2 protein-coding genes are annotated in these 2,397 nt (G+C 48.3%); both read right to left on the bottom strand.

Annotated elements, in window-relative coordinates:
• Positions 1–86: 86 nt before the first annotated feature.
• Positions 87–1,520, bottom strand: coding sequence for an ATP-dependent helicase (locus tag GX089_12830; GenBank protein NLP03374.1), 1,434 nt, complete (start codon positions 1,518–1,520; stop codon positions 87–89).
• A 73-nt stretch (positions 1,521–1,593) separates the two neighbouring features.
• Positions 1,594–2,397: RNA methyltransferase (locus GX089_12825; GenBank protein ID NLP03373.1), on the bottom strand; the 804-nt coding region annotated here is incomplete at its 5' end.

The following is a 2,397-nucleotide window of genomic DNA, read 5'->3' as shown; positions in this document are numbered from 1 at the left end:
TCCTTGCAGGAATTTGTTTGTGTTGACGATTATCAAACAAAAATACCTCTGTAGGGGCCTGTGACTCTATATATATGTCAAAGAACTCATCTAACTACACTGTTTGGGAAATCCGGATAGACCCACATTTTTCGCAGCCTGAGCAGCTCCATCAGAACCGGTTTGGAAACAGGAGCGTTTTGCAGGGAATCGAAAGAAAAGTTGGAGGCCCGGAAGTAATCGAAGATCGCCGATGCAGTAGCCGGTCCTACTCCGTCAAAGAGCTGAAGAACCCTGAACCACGCCATCTCATCACGTGGGTTTTCAAGTATGCGGATCAGGGAAACAAAGTCCTTGATGTGCGCAGCCTCGAGGAATTTAAGCCCTCCGTATTTATGGAAAGGGATCTCTTTTTTCAATAAAGCGAGTTCAAGCGATGCGGAGTGAGATCCTGCCCTGAACAGTACTGCCTGTTTACGCAAAGGGATTCCCTCCTCATAGTGTTTCAGTACCCGCTCGATCACCATCTCAGCTTCCTGGAGTTCATCTTTGCATGTGATAATCTTCGGACACTCGCCACCCTCCCTGGTCGAGAAGAGGTTTTTTGAGAATCGCTCCTTTGCCTGGGCAATCAGCACATTTGTTGTATTCAGGATGGGGGGAGAGGAACGGTAATTCTGCTCAAGAGTGATGACTCCGGTTCCAGGGAAAATCTTCGGGAAATCCAGCATGTTACGTACTGTTGCCGCCCTGAAACTGTAAATGCTCTGGGCATCGTCGCCAACTGCCATGACATTCTTTATGCTGCGGCGCATGCCTGTGAGTATGTCGGACTGAAGCTTGTTTGTATCCTGATACTCATCGACAAGAATATGATCGAATCTTCCGGAGATTCTTTCCGCAGCCCTGGGATCCTCCAGCAGATAATACCAGTAAAGCAGCAGATCATCGTAGTCGAGAGTGCCGCGTTTCTGCTTTAAAGTAGTGTACTCCTTGAAAATAGTCTTCAGCTCCTCTTTCCAGCGCACACACCAGGGATAGAGTTTTTTGAGGATATAATCCAGGTCCTCTCCTGAATTCATTTTCCGCGAATATATGGAGAGCAAGGTTCCTTTTCTGGGGAAACGTCCCCTCTTTTGCGCATCTGTCACTTTCTGTCTGATAACATCGAGCATATCCTCCGCATCTGACTGATCTATGATGGTAAAATCGGCGGGAAGTCCTGAGGACTGGCTGTAGATTCTCAGAAGGCGGTTGGCAACGGCATGGAAAGTTCCGCTCCAGACCTGTGAGATAGCGGTCTGATCATTCAGCGCCTGTGATGCCCTGTCGAGCATCTCTTTAGCTGCCCTGCGGGTAAAGGTGAGAAGAAGTATCCTGTCCGGACTTACACCCTGAGATATAAGCCAGGCTACCCTGCAGGCGAGTGTTTTCGTTTTACCGCTTCCGGCTCCGGCCACAACCAGCACCGGACTATCACCATAAGTCACAGCCTGGAGCTGCTGCGGATTGAGCTCTTTGAGCCAGTCACGTTTTTTCATCAATGGATTCCCCTGGAGCTTATTACTAAGGAATGGTTACAACAAAAATAGTAAGATTTCCCGACTTAATCCATCACTGAAATACTGAATTACGGCATGCCCGCTGTTTCATTGCTTCGTAGAGGAAAACGGCGCTTGAAGCAGCTACATTGAGTGAGTCGATCCCCTGAACCATCGGTACTTTTACTCTTGCATCACACGCATCGAGTACTTCCCCCGAGATTCCCTCACCCTCATTTCCGAAGACAATGCAGCAGTTTCCTGTAAGATCAGCTTCATACAGAGGGGTGCATCCATATCCGGGATGTGCGGCAATTATTGTAAAACCGGATTTTTCTCTGAGATATCTGAGCTGCAGTGGTAAATCGCAAGAGTAAATTACCGGGATTTTAAAAATCGCTCCCATGGAATTGCGTATAGACCTGCGCAGGAAGGGGTCTGTAGAGTTTCTGCCCACAAGCAGTGCCTGACAGCCGCAGGCGGCGCAGTTTCGAACGATGACACCGGTGTTTTCCGCGCTCTCGAGCCTGTCCAGGGCTACAAACAGCCTTGGAGCGGTTGCATTTCTTATGACTTCATCTATAGAGGCAGACCTGGGCACCAGTCCTGCAGCCATTATCCCCTGATGATATCTGAAGCCGACAATCTCTTTGAGAAACTCAGGAGAGACGAGATATACATCGATATTCTCCTGCTTCCTGTCCAGTATATCCTTGAATACTTCCAGTTTATCATCAATCAACAGAACGGAAATTACAGTCAGCCCGCTTTCAAAGAACCGTTCTACTACTTTATCACCCTCGACAATAAACACCCCCTGCTTCCTGTGTGAAAGCGGTTTTTTCAGTGTTCTGTAGAGTGAAACCCCGGGTTCATT

It is taken from the genome of Fibrobacter sp. (assembly GCA_012523595.1).
Lineage (GTDB): Bacteria > Fibrobacterota > Chitinivibrionia > Chitinivibrionales > Chitinispirillaceae > JAAYIG01.
The sequence above is the reverse complement of the archived record's forward strand: the minus strand, read 5'-3'. Positions and strand labels throughout refer to the sequence as shown.